The sequence below is a fragment of the Vibrio sp. D173a genome (genome assembly GCF_030248475.1).
The window spans coordinates 1-4,032 of the sequence record NZ_JAHGAH010000230.1 but is presented as its reverse complement, the minus strand read 5'-3'; the positions used below and the strand labels follow the sequence as shown (position 1 = coordinate 4,032).

The following is a 4,032-nucleotide window of genomic DNA, read 5'->3' as shown; positions in this document are numbered from 1 at the left end:
GTCTACAAACCAAGTCATTCTCGCTGAACCTAGCATCTCGAGGTTACTTGGGTATACCGCCTATCAAAACGGCCATCCAAGAGATAAAACTCAAGAGTAAAATCGCCTTGAAAGAGCTATGCGCGATAAAACTTACTGTCGTTGAAGACGTCACGATCACGCGGATCGTTCGATAGGAACATCCACATCTCTTTCATGCTTTGTTCAAAGAACTCTTCTTCAAACACCACCATAGAGCAATGCTCACCAAGTCCAGTCACGAAAGGTTCGAGTGCTTCAAAACCAATGCGTTCGATGTCTTCAATATCAATGAAATACAGCTTCTTATTGGTTATCTGTTCGCTTTCTGCGGGCAATTCGCCTTTACCAAGTACAGAGAAGTTAAGCTCAACGGTTAAACCCGTACGGTTTTGTTTGAGCTCATAAACTTCTTCGGTTTGCGCCATCACGCTGTAGTTCAAATCATCAAAGTAGCTCAGTGTTTCTTGCTTCATTGGGTGCATAAGTCTTCCATAAATTGTGCGGTTGAATCTGATGAGATTCCGTTATAAGCCTTTCAAGTATTGAGCGTTTGCTGTCGGATTAATCGCGGTATTAAGAGCTTCAACATGCTGCTCATTATGTTCATTCAGCAGAGCGGTAAAGGCATCGATCAATTCAGGTTTGGTCATCGTGACTTTAGTTTCTGTCTGGATGTCGCGCAGGTCGATCAATACGTCAGTTAACAGTTGAGGCAAATCTTGCATAACTTTTAGGTTCAACACGTTGTGCTCGCTGTAGATCGAGTTGTGACTGCCTTTTTGTTTTTGCACCACATACGGGTTGTCTTTTAGGTTGATGATCGATGTGCGCTTGTCACAACGCTTCAAACAACCTTTGTTGACCTTAATCTTGCGGCAACCTTCGGTTTGTTGGAACAAACACTGGCGACTGGTGAGAAGAGTGTTCGGGTGGTAAATACTGTAGTAGCTGCGCATGTTGTGCGGTCGCTTAATGTGGCGCATCTGCTTCATGTTCAGCTCGTTAGAGATAAACGCACCGCTTGCAGCGAACTCTTCTTGCAAACATTTGAACGAGTAGGAGTTCACCGTGTTCATTTGCGGGCCTGCAATCCAACCTAATCCCAGCTCTTGAGCCAAAATGCCCACACCAGAGTTATTGGTGATCGACAATTCTGGCTTCACTGCTTCTAAGAATGCACGTGCGGCTTGGTAATCTGCACCAATCAAAATTGCAGGGAACCAAGGTTTCAATCTTGAGTTTGTTTGGAACAACTCAATCACCGCATTCAGTTCACCTGCCAATCCCATTGGTAACTGGAAGTACACATCGACATTACTGTCTTCGCATAGTGCGGTGTCGTCTACTGATGAAATCAAGACAGATAGCCTTGGAGCGCCTTCACGCATTTCTGGTTGAGGCAGCGTCGGCAAAGTCGGTACATCAATCGCGCCCTTTAGGCTGCTGCCAGAGGCTTGCGTTGCAGTTACATCAAAATCTTGAGTCTTCTCTGCAACCTTCTCAATGATTGCGGTTTTGTCGTCGTAGAGCTTCTTCTTCACGCCTTGCACATCATCGGCGGATTCGCATTTGTAGATCTTCGAGAAGTGTTTTACGGCGTGATCGCGAGGGTTGTCGATGTACATCGCTTTACCGAAATCACCTTGCAAAAACGCGTTAGAGAAATCACGGTTAAATACGGTGTACAACTCTGTGGTGTCGTTCGACAGTTCTACGCCATCACACAAGCGATCAATCTGTTTACGCCAGTTATCGACCACGGTGTACACGTAGTGGGATTTCTTAATGCGGCCTTCCACTTTCAACGAATACACGCCCGCATCGGCAAGCGCTTCTAAATCGCCGAATGCTGAGTTGTCCTTCATGTTGAGAGGGTAGCTGTTGCCTGTTTTGGTGGTTTCGTATTGCTCGCGACAAGGTTGGCTGCAACGACCACGGTTGCCCGAAGCGCCGTTGCGTGCAGAGCTGATGTAGCAAATGCCAGAGAAACCAATGCAGTAAGAGCCGTGCACAAACACTTCCATCATCACCTCATGTTCACGACCAAACTGAGCCAGATGCTTGATCTCATTGATGTTCAGTTCACGAGAGAGGTTCACGCGGCTCGCCGTCAACTGATTAAGGAACAAGATCTGTCCTTCGTTGTGCGTGTTGAGCTGGGTTGAAGCGTGTACGTCTAGATCTGGGAAATGATTCTTGAGAATGTAAGCCAAACCAAGATCTTGCACGATCACGCCATCAATCGCGGTGTTGTTTAATTGGCTGAGCAAACGCACGATGGCTGGGATTTCGCTTTCTAGAATCAACACGTTCAGAGTCAGGAAGATCTTACAGTTGTGCTGATGAGCTAGCGTTAGCACGCCATTCAAGTTATCTAAAGTGAGGTTGGTCGCTCGGTTGCGGGCATTAAAGCGGTCCAGTCCGCAGTAGATAGCATCGGCACCCGCAGCAATGGCTGCTTTGATGGAATCCAGATCGCCGCCAGGCGCTAATAACTCAAATTGATCGCGTGTCACTCGTTAACTCTTACTCAGTAAAATAGGACGCGTATTTTATGTGCTTCACGGTTTTAATGTTGGACTGATTAACGCTTTATTAATCTGAATCAATTATTGGTTCGTGACGGATCTGCTGCAACGAGTAGAGGCACTGTTGCAGCGGTGAAATCAAGCGAGTTGTTCTTACTGGTTGCTAGGCTGCTCGTGGTCGAGGTCTGGCCATATGCGAGCAGCATTCACTTAACCAACCGTTGCGATGAGCGGCGTTGTAAGCTCCGCGACAGCAGCGTAACCAATCTTTTTTGGTCGAGAAGTACGATGCACTTCCTTTGCAGATTTTTAGTGTCCATTTTGAACGTGCAGAACGCATGTGGGCGCAGCACCTTTTCATCCAACCATTGCGGTGAGCGGCGAAGTAGGCGCCACTGCATCCTTCTTGCCATGCGGTTCGGGTTTTGTATTCTGCCGCGCTTCGGATGCAAGCGTCGAGCGTCCATTTCTTTTGTGTTCTCGGGGCGCCCATATGAGCGCAGCACTGCTCCAGCCAACCTCGATTTCTGGCTGCTTGGTAAGCGCTTTTACAGGCACTGATCCACTCGGTGCGTGTTCCGAAGGCTCGCGCGCTTTTGACACAGGCGGCCAAATCCCATTTCAATTCGATGGGCTTCATATGCGTGCAGCAGTTATCCAACCATCCATTTCTATTGGCCGCGTTGTAAGCGCCGCTGCATCCTCTCTGCCAATCGGAGCGTGTCTCGTATCGTTTTGCGTTTTCTGAGCAGGTTTCGAATGTCCATTTCTTACCGGTACGAGAAGGAAGCATATGAGCGCAGCAATCTTCTATCCAACCGTTTTTCCTTGCTGCGTGGTAGGCGCTCTTGCAGCCGTGATTCCATTCTGAACGAGTGTGGTATTGTTTGGCGTTTTGCTTGCACTTGTCGTATGTCCATTTGACGCCGACACGTTGCATGTGAGCGCAACATTGGTCGAGCCATCCATTACGATAGGCCGCGCTGTAGGCTGCTTTGCATCCTTCACACCACGCTGTACGTGTTTTGTAGTTCGCCGCACTTTGTTTGCACAGTTCTAGATTCCATTTGCCCCGTTTTTTGGGTAGGTCCATAAGATTCATAAGCGCACCCCTTCAAGTGTTCCTGAATAAGGTTAAAAAGCCGTTTCCCTGAAATATATTACCCATCTCGCTCTCTAAGAAGCTTACTGATGTCGATGGGTGATTATGTTGGTGGTATTGCTCTTATGTACGGTTTTCTGGGGCTTTCGGGTCAATTTAAGCCCAATTTACATAAGGGAGAAACAACAAACCCCGCCACGTGGCCTGTCTCTTATACACAAATCCCCAAGCTTGTAGCTTGGGGATTTTTTTTGAACTCTTTCAAGTGTGTGTGATCTGATCACTTAGCAATCCTTACTGAAACACTAAGATGACACACTCAGACGCTAAACTTTGGGCACAAGAACAATTTGGACAAGCACAACTTAAAGACCCTCGAAG

3 protein-coding genes are annotated in these 4,032 nt (G+C 47.5%); all 3 read right to left on the bottom strand.

Going from position 1 to position 4,032, the window contains the following annotated elements:
- Positions 1–116: 116 nt before the first annotated feature.
- The 3 genes from KIV40_RS21100 to KIV40_RS21090 all read right to left on the bottom strand — a co-directional run bounded on the left by KIV40_RS21100 (position 117) and on the right by KIV40_RS21090 (position 3,651).
- Positions 117–503 (bottom strand): hypothetical protein, encoded by a 387-nt coding sequence (locus KIV40_RS21100; protein ID WP_285351145.1) that lies wholly within the window; start codon positions 501–503, stop codon positions 117–119.
- 42 nt (positions 504–545) lie between these two features.
- Positions 546–2,537 (bottom strand): peptidase U32 family protein, encoded by a 1,992-nt coding sequence (locus KIV40_RS21095; RefSeq protein WP_285351144.1) that lies wholly within the window; start codon positions 2,535–2,537, stop codon positions 546–548.
- Between the two features lie 175 nt (positions 2,538–2,712).
- Positions 2,713–3,651 carry a hypothetical protein gene (locus KIV40_RS21090; protein ID WP_285351143.1) on the bottom strand — a complete coding sequence of 313 codons (939 nt, stop codon included), beginning with the start codon at positions 3,649–3,651 and terminating at the stop codon, positions 2,713–2,715.
- Positions 3,652–4,032 lie beyond the last annotated feature (381 nt).